The sequence below is a fragment of the Paenibacillus sp. J22P51 genome, assembly GCF_059692215.1.
Window position 1 is genome coordinate 162,116 of sequence record NZ_JCAUAZ010000006.1, and the last position, 21,595, is coordinate 183,710.

Below are 21,595 nucleotides of genomic sequence, written 5' to 3' on the forward strand. Positions count from 1 at the left end.
TATTGTGGGGATTGTAAGTATTCAGAGGAGGTGCTTGATGAGTTTTCTTCATCGGAAATGGAAATGTAAGAGAGTGAGGCCGGGTCAGACGCTGCCCCTTGCAAATGTGAACTCTCTCAGGATCACATCCATCAGGGCTTTGCGTCTATATCGGAAAATCGCGACGGACCAGGTTTTCACTGCACGATTATCAGCGCTGCTCAAAGTTTCACCCATCGAAGTGGAAAAGCTGATCCAACCCTTGTATACCAGGCGGATTGTTGTAACAGGACTTGGCGGATTCTTTGTCTGCTTTGCGTCGCCGAGTCCAACCAATTGTTTCGGAGCGTTTTCATTTGCTATCAGAACACCGGCTCCCAATGCGGGACAGCTTAGAATCATAGCTCAAGCGGTAATCCCGTTATATCGAAGAATCTCTTTAGATCGCGTCTACGCAGCTAGGCTTGTCCGGGCAATCAACATGAATAATGCGGCAGATCTCTCGAAGTCTGTCCGCGAAACGGTAACAGCATCGCAGCTCGTTCGTGTCGAGATTACCCGAGAGCAGCCTTCTCCGGAATTTGAAGCCGACATCGGATTTAGTTTGTTTTTCCGCTTAAATAATAGGCTATATTACGGCATAATAGCCTGAATAAGAGCAGATCTCTTCAAAATGACCACTGGAATCCCGAATCCCGTGGTTTTTTTCATTATTCAACTGCAGTTAGCTGAATTAAGAAAAATAAAGAAACCACTCTCGCAAGTGGCTGCAAACGATTTGCCTAATGGACCTGATATATGACTCCCTTATTTTTCATAGGGTATATCAGCGACACTAGAGCTAAAAAAGTTACACCTTACTTTTTATTATTTTTTCCGTTTGGTTTAACATGTTTTGAAATCGTTCACGTTGCTTTGCACTTAATTTCGGATTGTTTTCATTTAAGGCTTCATGAATGGAGGTAACCTCTGTTTTATTACGACCGCTTTCAAATTTTCGATGAACTAAAGTCGGAATATAATTAGTCTCCGAAATAATTATTTTCCCTTCTTCATTTTTTTTGACTTTAATATTAAGAATAATACTGCTTTGTGTATGGGGGTTTCCCCTCAATTTAGTAGATATAAAATTACCTAAGGAATAAATAACAAATTGTTGCTTTCCCCTCGTACTTAACGGCTGAAGAACATGTGGGTGTGACCCCAAAATTATATGGGCTCCATGTTTAAATAAAAGTTTCACCAATTGCTTCTGTTTCAGGTTTGGAGTATGACTGTATTCATTTCCGAAATGTAAATAAATGATCACAAGATCAACTTGTTTTTTCAAATGTTGAACATCCCCAATTATTTTTTTCGTTTGGATTCGTTTGACCATCCACGATTTATTTGATGGTATTGGAATACCGTTGAGCCCCGATGTGAAGGATAGAATTCCGATCTTTACACCTTTGATGTTTTTGATTAGATATTCTTTCGCCTTGTTTACAGATTCGAATGTACCGGTATGATCGATCCCATTTTGGTTCAAAATCCGTAACGTTCTAAGCAAACCTGTGGTGCCGAAATCCATACAATGATTGTTTGCTGTTATTAAAACATCAAAACCGGCTCTTTTAAGAGCTGGAGCTAGTTCATCAGGACATTTGAACAATGGACCACGTGATTTCCGTCTTACTCCCCCCTTAGGTCCAGCGAAAGTGGTTTCAAGATTTCCAATTGTTAAGTCCGCTTTTTTTAGAATTGGAGCTACCTTTTCTAAAAGTGGGTCGAAAGAGTAAGTCCCGTTAGCCAGTTTAGCATCGGAAATGATATACCGTTTTACCATAAGGTCTCCGACAGCAGCTATTAAAATTTCAGACATATTCGTTCACCTTCTATTATTTTATCTATATATGCGCTCTCGAGAAGTCATTCTTGTAATGAAGAACAATGTTGAGATGTGTGTAAAATAAATTCCCTTCCATAAAGGTCAGTGTATCTTCATGTTATGAGCAAGAGTCCAATTGTGCTTGGGCAAAACTAATACGAGGTGTTATACAACCAGTTAGGGGCAATAAATGTTATTAGTTGTTGGAAGTTCCCCTTTACAATAGATGTTAAAAAGACGCTGCAGACCCCCAATAAACAAAAAGCACTACCGCAAGGTAGCGCCGGATCATCTATATTGATTGTTTCGCTTTTCTTCTTACACAACCAGATGTCGAACCAGAAATTGAAGGTTAAAAACCATTTTACATACCTTTCTTGTGTAACTCACTCGAAGTTCGCGCCCAACTGCGGTATTTCCGGTAACCTCGGCGCACAAGGTGCAGCAGGAGCTCCGGGAACGGCAGCCTACGCAGCCATGGGAAATAAAAGCGATCATAAGCGCGCTTCAAATCGTCCCACATCGAGCAATCGTCTTCTTTCAAGAAATCCGATACGTCGACGACCAAGCCTCGACCGCCCCGTTGCATCACATTTTTGCCATGCACATCATGCGGAGTCAGTCCCCGGCTAACCGCATACTTCAGCGCATCATCGATATCGTGCAGCACTTGACGCGAAATCGGGATGCCGCGCAACACACATTGATATAGCGTAACGCCCGTTAGTCGGCGCAGTACGAGATAATAATCACCCGAATACAGGCATTCGGAATAAGCCTGGTGCTTGCCCAGCCGTCGATATATTTCTTTTTCATCCTCTAAGCCCGGCCGCCCCGGCGCATACACCTTCACCACCATATCCGGATAACTTGGATGCATCAGCACAGCCGCATAATTACCCGCTCCGACAAGCTGCCAAGGCTCAGGAACACTATAAACGACGATCGGGTCATAAGGCCGCTCACTGGCAAGTTGCAAATTCGGAAGCAATTGTGCTTCAATTACTTCGATCCAGCGCTTCTGCACGCACCTGTCACCCCCATCTATTATTTTGTGGTATTATACATAAATATTTAGCAATATGCTAGAACAAAATTACCCTGCACATTCATCCACAATGAAATTAGCCATCCACAATCAAAACACACATATTCGATAAAAAAGGAGCGAACAAGGTCATTACCTTGTCTGCTCCTTTTGACGGATGAATTTTCCCTTTAAGTGTTGCGATGTCTTTGTCTTCTCATCCACTGGGTCGCTACCCATTTTTCCCCGATTGCGACGGGATTTCCTGCATGTAATGTTAGTTCATTTAAGCGATTATCGTTATAAAAATATTCAAAATACACGGCACTGCCTTTTTTCGGCGTTACTGCAAAACGGAGCGAAGGGAAATACGTTTCGCCACCTTTTTCCACGTCATTTAAATACATCACCAGTGTGCTGATGCGATTGTTTACAACATTTCCGGATGTGAAATAGTCGAAATGAGGCTGATACTGTTCCCCAGCTTTATAATGTAAAATTTGCAGCGGTTCAGCATGTGAGATCGGTATATTCATCAGTTCAGAAACTCTGGTCTCAATTTTTTGAATCAATTCATTTTCGCTTTCCTCAAAAAACATGTTGCTGCTTGTTCTAATATTGCTTACTACGCGAGATTTGCCGATTTTAGCTCGCTGCATTCTGTTATTAGCTAAGTAAATCAACGCGTCACATTCTGTGTAGCTTAATACATTGTCCAAAATTAAAATAAGCGGTTCATCCATTTTACCGACAATATGAATCTCTTTATCCTTAGTAATAAATTTGTTACCAAATGAATTGAAAATCGTCTGCTCTATAATGGCCATAATTGCATCCTCCATTATTGATTACTGAGGAAATAAACTACATTATGTCAGTCGATTTAAAAAGTTCTTCATGGAATCAGACGTTCTTCTTATTTTATAAAAATTATTCTATTGCAATTTTTTTTAGAACAAACGAGGTTATTCTACTATTCATCTTCGTGCAATAGGCCCGGAATAACAAAAAAACAGGAGAAGATCCTATTGGACCTTCTCCCTTGGCATTAATCTGTGAACCTGTACAGTTGTTCCCTTGTAAATGTCCATTCCGGGGATTTCAACTTCCCTTCAAAGGCAGTGGAATACCAAGGATTCCCCGCCCCGTTATCCTCATTCTCCAGAATGTGTATGTCTTGCGCAGGCGTGTAGCCCTGAGCTAAGATAAAGAGCTTTTCACCGGTCTTGGGGTTCTGAGCCATATCCAATACGACGATTGCATGTCCCGGCGTGCCCCCTTCCAGAAACACATCTCCAGCCTGCATCTCTGACAGCGGCACCTGCTTCATTTCCTTCGACAATGACAACGTTCCCGCGTACGCAAATACCATGTTCAGATAACTTCGAAACACCTCGTAGCTGTCGGATGCCGCTCCCCGTTTGGTCCATGAGACCTTGTTGCCGGAAACTTCAATCCGATTCCCTTTCCTCCATGTTATATAGTCAGCTTTAAAGCCATTTGTAAAATTGAAGTGAATCTTATCATATTTGCCACTGCCATACAGGTATTCCGCCCGCAGCCTCATAACCGCATCCGCGCACTGCTGCAGATCCCGCTCCCCTACATCCACATCGAGCACAGCTTCGTAAACTTCCTTAGCCTTGAGCTCCCCATTAAACAAATGTACCTTGGAGCCATGGGGCTTCAGAGGCAGATTCCGCAAATAATCCCCATATGACCCATCCTCTACGGGCACCCTCTCATAACCGTTAGGAACGGCTATCCGTTCCATCACATTTGTTCCTTCAGCATGAATCAATTGTTGTTTATGGGATTTGTTTCCCGTAACAGCATCCGTGGCTTTCGACCGTTCCTCCCCTGCGGCGGAGCAGGAACTAAGCAGGAGCGCAGAAAGGACAGTAACCGTTATCCATTTTTTCATCAACAGCAGCAGCTCCGTTCATGTACCTTTGTCTATAGTCTCTATCCATTGGAAAATAAAGGCGTCGTTAAATAGACGAACCTCCGGAGCGAATAGTTGCTGTCTGAAGAAATTACCTCAATCCGTCTCGAATTCGTTGCATCTATATTTTAACATTAACGTTTATTATATAATTTGCTATTCTCCCAAAATAAAGTACCATTCTTTTCTAGTCTCATGTAATCTATATCCTTGTCTGTGGGGTATAATCGCAAACGATCGAAATTGATTTTATTTTCATCCATTTCGGCAATACGATAAACTAGCACTTTATTACTTTCAATTTTTAATATCAAATCATCTATTCTAATTACCGTTCTTTCAGGCATATCTTCAACATGATGCTCAGTAAAACTCTTGAGATCTATCCACGAAATATCAGAGCGATGGATACCTGAACCGAATGAATAGGCATAAACGATATCCAATATCCCGTCTTTATTGACATCGTATGGCACAGCGCTTGTTACACCGAACCCGCCAAACCCATTGCCTATATGAACAGCCTTTTGATTCGTCACGATAAACGTTTCCGAGTTCTTATACTCATCTACAATCTTATAAAGCTGACATTTTGTTTGATCCCAAATATTAGAAGGAGTAATCTCCATCAGTTCTATATCCGTTTTGTTCGATTGAGTAATATCTGGTGTTACTAAAATCAGTTTTTCCGCTTCTTCAATCGATATCTTTTCTTTGACTTCTTCAATCGTTGTCTTTTTGGAATCACAGGCTGAAAAAAGGAAGCAAAAAGTCAACATAGTAAAAACTGCTTTTAGCAGCTTGTTTTTCATTTTTATTTTTTCCTCCAAAACAAGTTATCTTCGTAATAATAATCCCACTAATCATGTCATCAATACAACACTATACTAGTTCTTGTCATCCGACAATTCCGCTGCATAAAAAACGCTCACATCACTAAAGGTATAATTTCACCGATAATGATGTGAGCGGCAATTTTTATTGCTTCTCTTTCCTTTCCATTGACGCCTTAGTTAAGTTCTTCACTCACTCAGTTTGGTTATTTTAACTTCAACTCTTCGATTAGCGGTTTGAAATTTTTATCATGTTCTCGAATCTCTTATCTACCCATCCGCCAATGCTTGGAACAATAGAAGATCATAACTGGCAGCAACGCCTCCCTGTATGCTGAACTTTTCCTCGTATTCCTTATACATGTTTGTGAACAGGTGTCGCGAACTGAGTCCACGCATAGTAACAGCCTCTGAAGTGCTGGCTCCCATCGCTTTTACCGAGTGAAGAAAATCTCTTGCTGAAGCATACTTTTCCATCTGAATCGAGCGTTCATATTGGATACTTGAAAATCCTGATTCCTTGAGCAAGCTGTTCCATTCATTTGTCGATAGAAACCACAGTCCGTGACGCTGCGGCTCCATTCCACTGGCTCGATAAACTTCATTAAAAGCCTTATGCATCTCGCAGAATGTATCAGGCCCGAATGTCGTGAATATCAGCAAGCCTCCAGGACGAAGCATCCGCCGAAGGTGACCAAGTGTTTGCTTAGGATTGCTCAACCATTGAAAGCAGGCGTTGGAGACGATGAGATCAAACGAGGATGTCGGAGCATCTGTCGCCCATGTTTCAACATCAGCATGAAGAAAACGTAAACGATCCGATGTAATTTTACTGATGCCAAAGTTCGCTTGAACTGATAGGACACGTTGTTCAGCCAATTTGAGCATCACAGGTGCAATGTCGAGTGCAATAATACTCGCACTGGGCCATTCATTTACTAGAATCTCGGTCAGTATCCCCGTGCCGCAGCCGATCTCAAGAATGTTGAGCCCGGCTATGTTAGCTTTGTTCTTCCAACCTATGAAAGATTGTGCAAGTCGATCTGACATCATACGCTGAACATGAGCGTGAGCATCATACGAAGTTGCATTACGATTAAATTGACGTCGAATATCACTTATTCTATTGCTCAAGCCACCATCTCCTCAGTTCATGAGCGATATGATCTTCCCTACCCAAAAATGGGGCATGCCCGCTGGAAGGTATCGTGAGTAATTTTGCTTTAGGTAAATGAGCCATAATTTCTGATGCAGAGCCGTAAGGGCAAATCTTATCCTCAGTTCCGTGCACAAGAAATACCGGACAAGTGATGCTCTTCAGTTGAGGCAAGCAATCCTCGCTTCGCAAAATCTGAAGTCCTGCTATTAGCGCAGGGGAAGTCCAGCTACCGATTGGGGGAAGATTTCCGCCTAGATCTGCTTCCCATTCTGCCTGCGTAAACATGAGCTGTCGGAACTTTGTTTCAACACCCCATCGATCCTGTGTGAGACCTGAAATCATCTTCTTAACGTATATATCTGCCCAACCGAGGTCAGACTCTTCTTTTGACCGAGTAAACCGAGCAGTTGCTCCGAACAACACAAGCCCATCAACGAACCCTTTGGCTGCTAGTCTTAGCGCCAGTAAGCCTCCGAGAGACCAGCCTCCGATTAATAGCGGACCTTGGAAAGCCCTTGTCCTACATGCTGCACCTTCCAAACACATAAAATCTTTTACTGCTTTTTCAATCAGGGACAGCATTTTATCGGGAGAATCGGCATCACTGTAATCTACGGAAATATGATGGAAATCCGGCAATAACGCACGAATCAGATCGAAAACCGTATCCGGCATACTCCATCCGCTCAACCACAATATGGTGCCGCTTGTCTGGCGATTCGTTTTCTCTGAGTTAATATCCAGTACAATCATGGACTCAACACCCCTAGTCGAAGTCCGATGTTGTGGATGCGTGCGGATGCTTTGGTTAACTCCTCATCTGTATGAACGGCTGACAAGGAAAAGCGAATGCGTGCTGTGCCATTAGGCACAGTAGGTGGACGGATGGCAACCGCTGCGATCCCCTCTTCTTCAAGAGCACTGCTGAAGCGCAAAGCCGTATCGTTATCGCCTACGATTAATGGTACAATCGGGGAACCGCCGGCACCGATGTTAAACCCGGCGTCACAAAGTGAGGACCGAAATAACCTGCTTGCCGAGTAAATCCTTTCTCGGCGCCAGTGTTCCTCTTGTACCAAAACTAAAGCCCTTGAAATACCAGCTACGATAGAAGGAGGCAGCGCAGTTGAATAGATGAGCGGTCTAGCCTTGTTTACAAGCCATCGTATTAGCGTACGGCTGCCACAGATATATGCGCCGTAGACACCGAACGATTTGCTGAATGTTCCCATGTGAATATCCACATCACTTTGCAGCCCTAGTTCGTGGCATAATCCCTCGCCCTGTGCTCCGTAGATCCCCCCACTATGTGCCTCATCCACCATAAGCATCGCTCCGTACTCGTGTTTGAGCGCAACAAGTTCATGCAATGGCGCCTGGTCGCCATCCATGGAGAAAACAGCATCAGTAACAATCAGCTTACGCCGTTTATCACGATATTTATTCAATAGCGTACGCAAATGTTCCATATCGTTATGTCGATACCGGGCATGCTCCGCTCGGCTCAATACTATGCCTTCCACAATACTTGCATGGTTCAACTGATCGCTGAAAACAACATCTCCTCGTCCTACAAGCGCACTTATTACACCAGTATTAGCCATATAGCCATTTGCAAATACTAACGCTGCTTCACAGCTTTGCCAATCGGCTAGTGCCTCTTCAAGCCGAACATAAGGCAATCGGTTGCCTGTCACTAGGCGTGAAGCGCCTGAGCCAGCTGCTTCCGTGAGCAGAGCCTCACGCATCACTTCCAGTATGGCAGGATGCTGGGAGAGTCCAAGATAGTCATTGGAGGACATGTTGAGTAACACTTGTTCTCCGCGCATTGTATAGCCAGGAGATCCCAATACTGAACTATTTGCACGCAAGGAACGCTCCAATGAAGCATCAGCCAATAATTCAAGTTCTTTTTCCATCCAGTTCATGGTCGACACCGCCTTATAGGGCATTTAATTCAATCTCAAAGCCCAAATCCTCAATAATTTGATGATCAGCCGATATGTCTTGGCCTGTTGTCGTTAAATAATCACCTACAAAGAGTGAATTTGCGGCGAACAGTGACAATGGCTGCAGCGTACGGAGGTTGACCTCACGACCACCAGCCACGCGGATTTCCTTAGACGGACAAATGAAACGAAATAGTGCTAGTACCTTCAACGCTTTCATCGACGGTGTGCGGCCTGCATGTTCCAGAGGAGTTCCCGGTATCGCATTCAGAAAATTGATCGGAATCGAATCCGCATCTAGTTCGCGGAGCGCATAGGCCATTTCTACAATTTCTTGATTTGTCTCTCCCATGCCGATAATGACACCAGAGCAAGGGGACATGCCGTATGTTTTTACCTTCTCCACGGTTTCAACACGCTGATCATAGGTATGGGTCGTCGTGATGGATGGGTAGTTAGCTTTGCTCGTATTCAAGTTGTGGTTGTAGCGATGTACGCCAGCTTCTGCAAGACGTTTCGCTTGATCGTCCTTGAGAATGCCCAGACATGCGCATATTTTTAGCGGCATTGTTTGACGAATTTCTCTAACCGCGTCCACTACTTGATCCAGTTCCTTGTCTGTTGGTCCCTTCCCAGCCGCTACGATGCAATAGGTTCCGGCTTTGCGTGCCAACGCTTCACGTGCGCCTGAAAGCAGCGTATCTTTATCAAGCAGGGTGTATTTCTTAACCGGGGCCGTGGAAACGATCGACTGTGAGCAGTAGCCGCAGTCCTCAGGGCATAGACCGCTTTTGGCATTGATGATCATATTCAGCTTCACTTTTTTACCGTAGAAATGTTTTCTCACCTTAAACGCAGCCTGCATGAGTAGCAGTATCTCATCATTGTCCGCTTCGAGCACAGCAAACCCTTCCTCTAATGTTAAACATTCTCCATGCAAAGCTTTTTGGGCAAGTGATTGCCACTCCATCTCAGGTGCAACTTTTTTCATTTCAATCATCCTCCCATAAGTTGAACTGCAAATGCCTCTCTGATAGGCGTGAATTGTATTGTGTTTCGTACGGTATGTATCAACGTATCTGAAGTCGCTTCGGCGTATAAATGTGGAAACCGACCTAGGACCTTAAGGTTAATGTATTGTTCAATTAGTTGTGCATTCGTGGCGACACTTGGATCGTCATTTAGCTCTGTTAATTCTCCATCGTTTAAAATGACACCAACAATTGGGACACCGCGATTCCGAAGGAATGAAGCAGTCAGAAGTGTGTGGTTAATGGTTCCGAGGCTAGAACGGGCTACAATTAGAGCGGGTATCCCAAGCTCCGAGATTAAATCCACCATGAGGGCGTCTTCGGTCAACGGAACAGCTACGCCACCCGCACCTTCTATGAGCAGTGCTTCGTAACGTTTAGTGAGCGGTAAGCCAGCGGCGATTAGCTCTTTCAGTGTAAGGGTCACACCTGCCTGCTTGGCAGCAAGCATCGGCGTAAGCGGAGCTTCAAATGTAAATGGCGCGATTGACTCTGGCTGCTCATTGATTCCCGTGCTTTTCAGCAGTCGCTCAGCATCGGTAAGTCCACTACCAATAAGTGCACCAGACTGAATCGGCTTCCAGACACCGGCATTCAGCCCTTCAGCACGAAGCATAGCGGTAATAGCTGCAGTTATGACCGTCTTCCCCACGCCGGTGTCCGTACCTGTCACAAATAATCCGCGTATCGATTCACAGTTCACTTTGTTCATGTAACTTAACCACCTTCGGTGACTTGAAATATTGATTCAGACAAAATATGTATCATGGCATCCAGCTCAGCTTCACCACTGGCAAGCGGAGGGATGAAAACAATCACATTCCCGAGTGGTCTAGTTAGCATTCCAAGTTCTCTAGCCCGCTGACTCGTACGAACGCCGATTCGATCTTCCCAATCGTATGGCTCTCGTGTAACCTTATCCCGTACAAGTTCTATTCCAATCATCAGTCCCTTTTGTCGAATTTCACCGACGTGCGGGCGGTCTTTAAGCGCTGCGAGCTTATGCTCGACAAATGATGCCTTTGCCTTTACTCCTTCGACCATGTTTCGCTCTTCAAACAGCTTCAAGCTGGCCAAAGCAACCGCACAACCAAGCGGGTTTCCTGTGTAAGAATGACCGTGGAAAAATGTTTTCTGCTCATTGTAATCGGCGTAAAACGCTTCATACACCTCGTCAGTCGCAAGCGTCGCTGCCACCGGCAAATAACCACCGGTCAAGCCTTTCCCAATCACCATCAAATCTGGTGAAACATCTTCGAGTTCACAAGCGAACATAGCGCCCGTCCGACCGAAACCTGTCGCCACCTCGTCAGCGATGAGCAGCACGCCATGCATGCGGCACAGTGCAGCCATCTGACTTAAACAACCTGGCGGCATGAGAATGATGCCACCAGCCCCTTGCACAATCGGCTCCACGATGAGAGCCGCAATTTCATCTCCCCTCGTCTCAAGCAAATTACTTAGTGCAGTTAGCGTAGCTTCCAATGCCTTTGTCTCACCACCCTCATGTCGATAAGCGTAGGGATAAGGAATAACGTGCGAAGGAAATAACATGGGACGGAACACGTCATGATACAGAGGAATTGCACCAACACTTACCGCGCCAATTGTATCTCCGTGGTACGCTTGATTCATCGTAATAAACTTCGTTTTACCCCTTATCCCCTTGTTATGCCAGTATTGAAAAGCCATTTTGATCGCGATCTCAACTCCAGTTGCTCCTGAATCTGAGTAAAACACTTTGTTTAATCCTTCCGGAGTGATCTCCACTAACTTTTCTGCAAGCTCGATTGCTGGTACATTGGCCATTCCGAGAAGGGTGGAATGGGCGACACGCCCTAGCTGTTCTGTAATCGCCTGATTAAGCTCCGGCACGTTGTGTCCATGTACGTTGAGCCAAACTGATGAGAAACCATCGTAATAAGCGCGTCCTTGAACGTCATACAGCATGATGCCTTCGCCGCGTTCAATAATGAGTGGATTAGAGTTATTGTAGTCTTTCATCTGAGTAAAAGGATGCCATAAGTGATCCTTATTCATGGCCGCAAGCCTTTCGTAATCCGTTATCACAAATGATCACCATCCGCTAATTTTTTGATTGTTAACCAAAATCATTGTTCGCAAGTTGACAATCGGATTTGGTAATTCTAGCAGACCTAGACTCCTCTGTAAAGAGTCAAAGTGTAAGATTGAAGATTAACACCAACATCAAAAACCCTTCTGCTTGGATCACAAAAGGGTCAATCTGGGAATATTTAAATTATAGTTGAACACTTATTAGGAATGATTCGGTAACAGAGCTGATTATCATCCATATTTTAACACAAATCATTGAAGATTTCTGCCTGTTAGCCATACATGCAGCGCAAGTTCAAAACGACCTGTTGGAGTAAATCAACCGTAGCTGTGTACGCAGTCAGCGGCAGGAGCGCCGAGAATAACGTTTTTCAATGTTGCGCCAGCCTCTAATCTGAACATTGGCTTTTGGCCTTCACCTTGTCCGCCATCCCCCAATGTACTTGCATTAGCCACGAAAGTTGCGCCTTGTCCATCGTATGTTGTCCCTGCTGGTACGACAATTGTCGAATTTACAGTAGTCTGCTTGTGCGGGTTTTTCTGAGCAATAATCATTTATTTCCAGAATAATCCTTTTCTCATATTTTTGGGGATATGCAGCCTCTCTTTATTAAGATTGCGGATCCAACTAAATTTTTACTCCACTGGCAAAGCCGGAATATTCATCTAAAAAGCGCTCTGCAAACTTTTTCATTACTATTGTAACGGTGTTGTCTTTGAAACAAAGGGTAATTCTTAAATGTGCAAAGTAATCATCTATTATCATTGGATTAATATATAGTGTATTTTCATCTTTCCATACAGCAGCTGTTATACAGTCATAATCGTATACAGGAAACTTTTGAGCAATTGTTTTTCCAAAACCGAAAGCGATCTGATGCTTGCCCTTATGATTTTCAAATTCCAATATCCCCTCTTCTTCATGGAAAAATATTCTTAATTTCGTTATGTTCATAGGATTATCCGTTAATTGATAAGTATTTCCGTTAATGCTTTTTGTAACTGGAGAAGTTAACTTTCCTTCCGGAAGTAAAATAGAAAGATTGCTTGTTTTCTCGCACAATTCCCTATATGATTTTTCGTCTGACATCAATGGTGTGTCTGAAAGATGCGGATAGATGTCATCCCATATCACATTAAATATAGTTTGTATGCCATCTGGATTCGGTTGAGTGTCTGCCGTAGTAACAATGAGCAGATCCTTGTCCGGCAAACAGACAGCCAACTGTCCTCCCATTCCCAGGAAAGAAAACCCATTATTGCGAGTTTTCCAAAATTGATAACCATAACCTTGCTGATTATCAATAAAATTGAAAATCGAATTTGTGCTATCGATTTGGTAAGATGTTGCAGCTTTCATATAGTCCGCAGGAATTAACTGTTGGCCGTCAAATTTGCCTTCCTGCATGCAAGTTAAGGCAAATTTCGCGAGATCACGCGAGGTACAAAAAATGGCTGAGCCCCCGTTAGAGACGCCTAAAGGTGTTTTCAAACAGTAAGCATCTTCCGAAAAACCGATTGGCGTCAGCACACGAGGATGCATATAGGCTAGCAAAGACATCCCGCTTACTTTCTCTACAATTGCAGTAAGTGTAACAGTCGCAGATGTATCGTACGAAAAAACGGTGCCTGGCAGATGTGTTGGCGGAACCGTAAAAAATGTCCTCACCCAGTCATCATCATCAACTTGCTTGAAAGTTGTCTTGTCATGGGCTGATGCCATCATCAGCAGATCGCGAATCGTCATCTTTTCTATGTAAGGATGTACGCCCTCAAGGGGAAGCTTTTCAGGGAAAAATGTAATAACACGATCATCCAGAGACAGGAGTCCTTCTCCTTCCATTAAACCGATTGCAACTGAAACAAAGCTCTTACTGGTGGAATACATACGATGTTTTTTGTCAGCGGTAAAAGGTTTCCAATAGCCTTCCGCTACTATTTTTCCCGAATGCATTATAATAAAGCTGTGCATACACAAATGGCTAGCTTCTAAGCGTTTAATAAAATGAAGTATGGAAGATGATGGAATACCCTCCTCTTCCGGGATACCAGTCGGCAATAAATTCTTTTCTGCCATGTATGACACACCTTTCTTATCCGATTCCATTAATAATAAAATATACCCCCTGCTAGGCAGGGGGATATATCTTTATCTACTTGCTCGCTTTTATCTCAACAGTGCCGCTTCTTATTGTACCCGTATCATCTGTATATTCGATATACACATAATAGGTCATTCCGTTTGTAAGTCCCTTGATGTGCGCGCCTTTGGCGTTGTAATTTACATTGCTGTATTCTGTGAATATTCCATCTTTGCTGTTTGCAGTAAACGCCTTATAACCCTTGCCGTTCGCTGAAACAATGTCAAAATTTACATCGCTTTGCCCATTGCCAGGGGACACACTTGTAATAACTATACCAGGCTTCCATTTTGCGTAAAGAACGGTATCAGCTTCGACTGCTTTGCTGAAATCAAACTTGTGCGCAAGCGTTTCGTCGTACCAACCTACAAAGATATAATTTTCTCTTGTAGGCGTCGGAGGAGGGGTGACCGTTTCGCCGAGCGACATTCCGTTTGCATGAACCGTCACAGTTTCATCAGATGTAACACCGTCATTGTAGTTATAGGTTAGACTATAGCTCGCATCATAGTTACCTTCCGTTACATAAACCGAAACCGGCAGAGAAAGACCATCGTCCAATTTAACAAGGAAGGCTCCTTTTCCTTTTGCCGGTTGACCGGTTAATACACTAGCTTTTGAATTAGCAAAGTCAGCAAGACCTTTTGTTATTGTTGTTCCGAATTGTCCACCCAAGAAATTTTTACCGATTTTTTTAGGGTCGCCTTTTAAAGTGAGTACCAAATCGACACCTTGAGTTATTGAGCCTTGGGTCTTCCCTTCTGCATTTGTAACGGTAAACCAATCATAATCTCTGTTCTTCGTCAAATCATACTTTGTTCCACTCGGAATACCTGCTGTTTTAATAATGACTTGCCCAGTCTCATTCCCTGTAATGTTAACCTGATACTTGCCGCCACCTGACCTTAAAGCGGTTGGTCGGGTAGGCATAATCACATCTTTGCTGCTTTCTATCGCTCCAATATCAGGTGCAGCGCCTGTGTAGTCGGCCGCGGTTACAAAATTAGGAATCGTTGTGCCCATATCAAAGCCAAGACTGCTGCTTGTTTGGCTAAAATCACCTTCATCTCTGTTAGTGAAAGTTGCCTTTTTGCTGTTATCAGCAGCAATTGCTGTGACAGGGTTTCCGGTTTTGGCCCCGGTTATCCCATGAGGCTCAACAATAGGCGGAGGTCCACCCGTAGTACTGTAGACATTAGGGGTTACCCCGGTTCCGTTAAACAAGTCATAATCGTAACTGACTCCCGGATAATTAAACATATGTTTAATCGTAATTTCGTATTGGCCACTAAGAAGCGGACTATCTATGGATTCCATGATATTATTCCTTTGATACACTCTGTATATTTGAGCGTCTTTTCGGGTGATATGACCCATTGAACTAAGGATAGTATTGTTAAACAGATAGTTAACACCCATACCCTTAGAAACCGCTTCATTAAGAGTTGTTCCGTACTTGGTTACTCCTGCAATCAATCCCCATTCGTCACCCAAGTTTTCTATAAGATTTCTATAGATATACACGGGACCAACATAATTCGAATCCATGCCGATGCCGCCAGAAACCCCTTCTATTTTGTTGTTGTAAAACCTTAAGTTCATATCCGCGCCTTCTAATTCCATGCTGTCAGCTTGCGCATACGCCAAATAATTGCCGTATACGTCGGAGTCTGTCCCAATACCGCCGTTTTTATCGCCATTTACAAAAGTTTCAATGCCAGCGTTAAACCGGTGATCGTCGCTTCCGACAATGTCATTGTATCGAATAACGTTGCCTTGTCCACCTCTTGCATACATGCCGCTTACACCTTGCGGATGCTTTTCATTCCAGTTAGGCCAAAAATCTCTGCCTCCGCCCCCGTTCCAGGCATTGCTACTTGTTTTTGGGTCATGAATATAGTTTTTTTCAATGACAAGATTGCTTACGTCGCTTATAAAAATACCGGAGTCATTGTTAACAGGCGTGGCGTTGGCAGTATAAAGTTGCCCTGTACGCAAGTCAACAGCCAGGTTTGGATCAGCATTGGCGACGATCTTTTGCAGACCTAAGTATTGTGTTGTTGGTCTTCCGAAATTGGAAATATCATTATTGATAATTCGGATGTGGTGACTTGAACTGAGAATAGCTAGCCCGCTTCTCTTGCCTCCACGGATAATCAAATTTTCCAAAATCACGTATTCGGACTGCGCGATCACTACCGCTGACCAAAATTCATCGGTTACATCGATAACGGTTTTTCCGTCTCCAATGATACGGATATACCCGTTTTCTGTCCCTCTTAACCCTTGAACCGAAAGCGGTTTTCCTGGCTCATATATGGATGCGATAGGTATATCTCTAGCAATGGGGACGTCTTCTTTCCATGTTCTTATTGTTTTAGTGTAGGTTGAATTGTCCTTAAGAACTTTAACTTGCACTTCATATTCGGTGTCTGATTCAAGACCGACGATAGAGCCTCTGAACTGCTTGTTAGGCGAATCCCATGCCAGTGCAAGGCCATCTTCCCATGTCGCAGCTCCTACTTTTCTGAAATGCACCTCATTTGCAGGGTCAGAGACAACCTGTATTGTGGTGGCGGCAGGTGTTGTCGCAATCTTATATGGAATCGTATCTCCGGAAGTGTATCTATCATAATTGAGATACATGCTTATATTATTGAACGTAGTTCTTAACAGCAAATCATTTCCTGTAATGGGTATGGGTGTTCCAGAACCAACTTGGGCTTTCGAGGTAATTGTGGTTTTAAATTCCTTATCCGGCCTGCCGTCTGAGTAGTGAATTCTCACTCTAATGATTTCGTCAGTGCCTTGTCCGCCGGCCAAATAATTAATACCACCTTCAAAGGCACCTGTTGCCGCGTTATAACCAGGCTTAGGCTGTATAACCCAAGCGTATCCGGTATTTCTCGGTTCTGGCACATTACCATTTACATAGTTTTCCGGACCCGCTGACTTCCGCCATACTGTTACTTCTGCGTTTGGATCGTTGCTCGGAATGCTATAATATCCGTCTCTCGAAACTGCCACAGCTGTTATATCAACACCCGGTACCGCTACCGGCAAAGCGGCATCAGCGGCAATATACAGGTTTTCATCAAATTGAACTTTTGCCGTATTGCTCGAGGCATCCCACGTGTATGTTGCTTCAAACGCATACATGACAGTATCCAAGGGGATAAAACTTCTAACGCCGTCTTTAAAGGGCATTTCGGTAATAACCGTTGAGCCGTCTTTTAATGTTACTTTGTTGCTTCCGTATTCAGCTGTCATCTCATAAAAATCATTCTTCAGAACAAATTCTTTGCCGTCGATAGACTCATAAAATACCGAATATAGATAATGAGCTATGGCCTCAGCAGACACCCATATTTTACCGTCAATAAACTTAGGCGGTACATCCGATTTCATGTTTTTGCCGTTTGCAGTTATCTGGATAGGCGATGTCGGTTCTTGAATATCAACAGGCTGATGCGTATATGCCGCAAATATTGAACTAGGAAAAACAAGTGAAAGTAATAATGCAACAATAAGTAAAAAGCTCATACTTGGTTTCTTTTTGTTAGCCATTTTAATAAAATCCTCCTTTTGGGATTTGCTAATTAAAATCATAAAAAGAATGCGCTTTCTTAATTGAATTCATAAAATTTTCAGTCATCCCACTGTTACAAAATTTGCAACTTTATAACCCCTCCCATGTACATGTACTTGGATGTGGAACCCAAAGAATTCGAGGGATGCGTCCCGATATAGTGGTTGGAATATTCTCTAGGCTGCGCTGGGTATTAGAGCCACATCTTGTTTGTATACTTTGCTGCTTCTCAAAATGCCATGTTGTCATCATGTGTGTTCGATTCCATTTTAGCGTCATACTAACCTCTTGTCTTTGCCCTGCGTTGTGTTTTAATGTTGTTGTATTGCGATGCGTTTAGAGGAGATCGTTCTACTGATACTCGCGACACAAACATAGGTGCTTTGAAATAAAAAATCCCCGATTGACGGGGACTAAAAAATTATATGATTTTCCAGTCATCTTCTAGGATACCGAACACCAGTGAGTCACGCCAACCGTCTTTTATTAACAGTGCATCCCTCAATCTTCCTTCTTGTGTCATTCCTATCTTGGCAAGTACTTTAGTGGATCCTATATTTCTTGGGTCACAAGTTGCATAAATTCGATGGAGTTGAAACTTCTTAAAGCCAAAATTCACTAATAATTTAGCAGCTTCTGTAGCGATTCCTTTACCCCAATAATCAGGATGAACTATATAGCCTAGCTCGCCATTTTTATGTGTAAAACATCTGATATTAAATTCTCCTGCACCTATCATTTTTTCTGTACTTTTCTCAACTATTGCAAACACAAAACGTGTTCTAGTTGTCTCATTAGTGTCAACTAAGATTTGATTTACAAATGCTTCTGATTGATCTTCAGTGTTAGGCCCCCAAGGTTGGAAACGGCAAACAATTTCCTGCGAAGCATACGCATGAACATCTAGCCAGTCAGAAGACATAAATTCGCGTAAATATATTCGATCCCCTATAAGATTGTTCATTTGCAATACTCTCCCCCATAAAATACTGTGCAAAAGTATTCGCTAGTAATTAACTAATTACCTTCTAATCAAGTTAAAGAAATGGAATGTTGGAACGTGACCAGCATAGCGATTCGTAAAGCCGACGGATTGGTGCGTATTGATCTGCTAATCGACGACGAAAATCGTGAATACGGGGCTTACACTGTGTGGCAAACGCATGCGCAAATGGAACATGCCACGCCTGCTATAGGAGCCAGAACGAAGGAACTTGCAGGTATCGCGCTTGAACCGTTACTCGTTCGCGTTTTCGATCTCTACGAACCCGCAAAATAATATTTAAAAAGCCCCTCTTTAAGGAGACCGCTGCAAGAGTCTACATTTCTAACACAAGAAAAAAATTAAAGGAAAACGAGCCTCTAGAATCGCTTCTAAGGCTCGTTTCGCATTGACCGAATCATTTATGGCCCACTAAAATCATTTCGCTTTAGTGGTTTTAAAAGGTAAACCACGCATCTATGTGTCTGTCTATGTTATTTACATGGACATAATCGTTCTTCTCCTCAATATAGCGATACATCGTTCTATATTCGTCAATGTGACCTACGATATCAGAAATGGCAAGACCTATGATTTTCATTTCTTCTTCAGTCATTGTCGGGTGAATGGAGATTCGCACCCAACCCGGCTTTGCTCGAAGCAGCCCCTGATTAATTTGGTCAGTGATTTGTTTGGATTTTATTCGGTCAATATCGAGTAGAAAATGACCATACGTGCCTGCGCAAGAGCAGCCACCTCGCACTTGAATGCCGTATTTATCATTTAACAATTTAACGATCAGATTATGATGAATATCCGTTATATAAAAAGAGAGAATTCCGATGCGATTTTCAAGATGACGATCTAAAATATGAAGATTTGGAATGGTGTCAAGATGTTTGTACAACACTTTCATTAAATCTTTTTCATGAGTCAACATGTTATCTACTCCCATGTTTTCCTTTATTGTCATAGCGAGTGCGGTTCTGATCGTTTGTAAAAATCCTGGTGTCCCACCATCTTCTCGTTCTTCAATATCGCGGACATAGCTTTTTTCTCCCCAGGGATTGGTCCATAGTACCGTTCCGCCGCCTGGTTGGTCGGGTATTTGATTGTGATAGAGCTGTGTATCGAATATAACGATGCCGCATGAACCCGGTCCACCTAAAAATTTATGGGGAGAGAAGAAAATGGCATCCAATTTTTCCAACGGATTGCTCGGATGCATATCAATTGAAACGTACGGAGCCGAAGTAGAAAAATCAACAAAACAATAACCGCCATGTTCATGCATGATCCGTGCCATGTCATAAAAGGGTGTAATTACACCAGTTACATTCGAACAGGCAGTAAAGGAACCAATTTTTAAAGTTCGATTTTGATATTGAACTAATAAGTCCCGGAGCTTATTCAGATCGGTTTGCCCGTCTATATTAGGGGGGATTACAACCACATCGCAAATCGTTTCGGTCCATGTGGTATGGTTAGAGTGGTGTTCCATGTGTGTCACGAAAACAATCGGTCGGTCGTTTTCTCCCAGTGAAATAAGGGGTTTAAAACGTTCGTGCATTTTCAACCCTAAAATATGCTGAAATTTATTTAAAGCCCCTGTCATGCCAGAACCACACGTTAGTAAAACATCATCTTTTTGCGCGTTGACATGTTGTTTGATGATGGACTTGGCTAGTTTATAAGCTTGTGTCATCGTGGAGCCCGTGATGCTGGATTCGGTATGGGGGTTCGCTACAAATGAGCCAAATATATGGCTGATTTTTTCTTCGATGGAAAGGAATAGCCGCCCGCTAGCGGACCAATCCGCATAGAGGATGTTTTGGTTACCAAAAGGTGAGATAAATGATTTTTCGTTACCTATAATCTGATTGCGAAAGGTAAGAAAATGAGTTCCTAAATCAAGATTCATTAAGAATCGAACCTCCTAAACTATTATCGCGATAATCGATCAGCTGTTCTCTGTGCTTAAACATGATAGAATTTTCGAAGTCAGCATCATTGAAAAGCACTTTCACGTATTTCCCCCCTTTTGGTATATATACATCGACTTGTCGCTTGAATTAATACTGGCTCGCCAGTATTCCACCATACCACTTGAAGCTCAGGATACAATTTCGCAATATGAACGGCTTGTTGTGCCTCACTCTCCACATAACGGGTACAACCAAGATCAAGTGCCCTTTTCCCTTTCCATTCTGCAGTGGTTTCTTTAGTGGGCTTATCTATTTGATCATCTCTAAGATAAAGAGGAGACTTAATGCCATGCCTTGCCAACCATAGCATAGTCCTCTCTTTATCGATCATGGGTCTACCAGTTACAATGACATCTTGTTCTTCTAATATGGGTGCTAATGGCGATAAAGAATATGTGTCTCTAAGTAGCAATGCACACTCTAAGCTTTCTTTGTACCGTTCCGATGGTACGTCATCTAGAAAAATGCCATCCATATCCCAAGCTGTTTTTATATATTCGTGGTCATCCAGTCCTTGACTTCCAGTCAATGTTGAAGAATACAAACGATGACGTTCCCAAGGTAGAATAAATCTAGCTCCTTTGTCTTGACAATCGAAACAATAAAAATCTGTTTGACTGGCAGATAAATGATCTCTGCATACAACAAAAGTATCCGTTCTATAACCTGAATCGATTAGGAATTGTTTACAATCAATAAGTGTTTTTCCTGATCCAGCAAAGTCTTCAATAAGCAAAATATGTTCTGAATTCGGCGGTTTTTGAAACCAAGTAGGTTTATTAATCCTACGGTCATAATTCAAGAAATAAAAGGGTAACCCAGTCAAAAATGCCATTTGTATACCAGCGAAAACACCACCACGGAGTATAATGACTAGTGCTTCGTATTTTTTGTCTCTAACTTCTTGTGCTAACTGATTTAATCTTAAAGAAATAGCGTTGTAGTCAAGGTAAATATTCCTCATTAGACCTCCGTGGTTTTAAGTGTAGCAACAAAGAAATCGCTTTCTACAATTTAATTGATCCAGTG

At 42.9% G+C, this 21,595-nt stretch carries 18 protein-coding genes and 1 pseudogene; 2 read left to right on the forward strand and 17 right to left on the reverse strand.

What is annotated here, in order from left to right:
- Positions 1–37: 37 nt before the first annotated feature.
- Positions 38–631, forward strand: a complete 594-nt coding sequence (locus AC58QC_RS15445; RefSeq protein ID WP_497416010.1) for a hypothetical protein — start codon at positions 38–40, stop codon at positions 629–631.
- 198 nt (positions 632–829) lie between these two features.
- Here the strand turns inward: AC58QC_RS15445 and AC58QC_RS15450 are convergent, their stop codons facing one another.
- The 15 genes and pseudogenes from AC58QC_RS15450 to AC58QC_RS15520 all read right to left on the reverse strand — a co-directional run bounded on the left by AC58QC_RS15450 (position 830) and on the right by AC58QC_RS15520 (position 18,563).
- Positions 830–1,843: a CapA family protein gene (locus AC58QC_RS15450; RefSeq protein WP_497416011.1), complete on the reverse strand. Its 1,014-nt coding sequence runs from the start codon at positions 1,841–1,843 to the stop codon at positions 830–832.
- Positions 1,844–2,213: 370 nt separating this feature from the next.
- A complete protein-coding gene (locus AC58QC_RS15455; RefSeq protein WP_497416012.1) occupies positions 2,214–2,876 on the reverse strand; it encodes a serine/threonine protein kinase in 663 nt (220 codons plus the stop codon).
- Between the two features lie 191 nt (positions 2,877–3,067).
- Entirely contained in the window at positions 3,068–3,703 is a 636-nt protein-coding gene (locus AC58QC_RS15460; protein ID WP_497416013.1) for a 2OG-Fe(II) oxygenase, read from the reverse strand.
- A gap of 221 nt (positions 3,704–3,924) precedes the next feature.
- The gene (locus AC58QC_RS15465; protein ID WP_497416014.1) at positions 3,925–4,800 is read right to left on the reverse strand and encodes a DUF4846 domain-containing protein; all 876 of its coding nucleotides are present in this window, start codon (positions 4,798–4,800) and stop codon (positions 3,925–3,927) included.
- 155 nt (positions 4,801–4,955) lie between these two features.
- Positions 4,956–5,633: a hypothetical protein gene (locus AC58QC_RS15470; protein ID WP_497416015.1), complete on the reverse strand. Its 678-nt coding sequence runs from the start codon at positions 5,631–5,633 to the stop codon at positions 4,956–4,958.
- A 291-nt stretch (positions 5,634–5,924) separates the two neighbouring features.
- Positions 5,925–6,788 (reverse strand): malonyl-ACP O-methyltransferase BioC, encoded by an 864-nt coding sequence (gene bioC, locus AC58QC_RS15475; protein WP_497416016.1) that lies wholly within the window; start codon positions 6,786–6,788, stop codon positions 5,925–5,927.
- Positions 6,778–7,566: an alpha/beta hydrolase gene (locus AC58QC_RS15480; RefSeq protein WP_497416017.1), complete on the reverse strand. Its 789-nt coding sequence runs from the start codon at positions 7,564–7,566 to the stop codon at positions 6,778–6,780. Before AC58QC_RS15480 ends, bioC begins: the two co-directional genes overlap by 11 nt.
- On the reverse strand, positions 7,563–8,741 hold the full coding sequence (gene bioF / locus AC58QC_RS15485; RefSeq protein WP_497416018.1) for an 8-amino-7-oxononanoate synthase: 1,179 nt from the start codon (positions 8,739–8,741) through the stop codon (positions 7,563–7,565). Before bioF ends, AC58QC_RS15480 begins: the two co-directional genes overlap by 4 nt.
- 13 nt (positions 8,742–8,754) lie before the next feature.
- Positions 8,755–9,753 (reverse strand): biotin synthase BioB, encoded by a 999-nt coding sequence (gene bioB, locus AC58QC_RS15490; RefSeq protein ID WP_497416019.1) that lies wholly within the window; start codon positions 9,751–9,753, stop codon positions 8,755–8,757.
- Between the two features lie 5 nt (positions 9,754–9,758).
- Positions 9,759–10,505, reverse strand: coding sequence for a dethiobiotin synthase (gene bioD / locus AC58QC_RS15495; RefSeq protein ID WP_497416020.1), 747 nt, complete (start codon positions 10,503–10,505; stop codon positions 9,759–9,761).
- 5 nt (positions 10,506–10,510) lie between these two features.
- Entirely contained in the window at positions 10,511–11,833 is a 1,323-nt protein-coding gene (bioA, locus tag AC58QC_RS15500; protein WP_497416162.1) for an adenosylmethionine--8-amino-7-oxononanoate transaminase, read from the reverse strand.
- Between the two features lie 357 nt (positions 11,834–12,190).
- A pseudogene (locus tag AC58QC_RS15505) lies at positions 12,191–12,424 on the reverse strand (pectate lyase); the annotation flags it as partial.
- 73 nt (positions 12,425–12,497) lie between these two features.
- Positions 12,498–13,946, reverse strand: coding sequence for a serine hydrolase domain-containing protein (locus AC58QC_RS15510; RefSeq protein ID WP_497416021.1), 1,449 nt, complete (start codon positions 13,944–13,946; stop codon positions 12,498–12,500).
- A gap of 76 nt (positions 13,947–14,022) precedes the next feature.
- A complete protein-coding gene (locus AC58QC_RS15515; protein WP_497416022.1) occupies positions 14,023–17,577 on the reverse strand; it encodes an InlB B-repeat-containing protein in 3,555 nt (1,184 codons plus the stop codon).
- A 443-nt stretch (positions 17,578–18,020) separates the two neighbouring features.
- Positions 18,021–18,563, reverse strand: a complete 543-nt coding sequence (locus AC58QC_RS15520; RefSeq protein WP_497416023.1) for a GNAT family N-acetyltransferase — start codon at positions 18,561–18,563, stop codon at positions 18,021–18,023.
- Between the two features lie 96 nt (positions 18,564–18,659).
- Between AC58QC_RS15520 and AC58QC_RS15525 the strand changes: the two genes are divergently transcribed.
- Positions 18,660–18,878, forward strand: coding sequence for a hypothetical protein (locus AC58QC_RS15525; protein WP_497416024.1), 219 nt, complete (start codon positions 18,660–18,662; stop codon positions 18,876–18,878).
- A 160-nt stretch (positions 18,879–19,038) separates the two neighbouring features.
- Here AC58QC_RS15525 and AC58QC_RS15530 read toward each other — a convergent pair whose 3' ends face one another.
- Positions 19,039–20,502 carry an aminotransferase class V-fold PLP-dependent enzyme gene (locus AC58QC_RS15530; RefSeq protein WP_497416025.1) on the reverse strand — a complete coding sequence of 488 codons (1,464 nt, stop codon included), beginning with the start codon at positions 20,500–20,502 and terminating at the stop codon, positions 19,039–19,041.
- 86 nt (positions 20,503–20,588) lie between these two features.
- On the reverse strand, positions 20,589–21,530 hold the full coding sequence (locus AC58QC_RS15535) for a phosphoribosyltransferase (RefSeq protein ID WP_497416026.1): 942 nt from the start codon (positions 21,528–21,530) through the stop codon (positions 20,589–20,591).
- Positions 21,531–21,595 lie beyond the last annotated feature (65 nt).